This window comes from Achromobacter sp. 1014246743 (assembly GCF_059760725.1).
In genome coordinates, this window is record NZ_JCBANA010000173.1 from 1 (window position 1) to 301 (window position 301).

Annotated in this window: 1 rRNA gene; it reads right to left on the bottom strand. The window is 54.2% G+C overall.

The window, feature by feature from the left end:
• A 23S ribosomal RNA gene (locus tag AC6LJ2_RS30110) occupies positions 1-301 on the bottom strand; the annotation flags it as partial.

Genomic DNA, 301 nt, shown 5'->3' on the forward strand with positions numbered 1-301 from the left:
CAAGCGCCTTGGAATATTCATCCCGTCCACCTGTGTCGGTTTGCGGTACGGTCTCGTACAGCTGAAGCTTAGAGGCTTTTCTTGGAACCACTTCCAATCACTTCGCAAGCAATGCTCGCTCGTGCCATACCCTTGATTTACGCGCCCGGATTTGCCTAAGCGCCATCTTCGATACAGCAACAGGGACATCCAACACCCTGATGATCTTCCGCGATCCGTCCCCCCATCGCACTGTACGACGGTACTGGAATATTAACCAGTTTCCCATCAGCTACGCATCTCTGCCTCGCCTTAGGGGCCG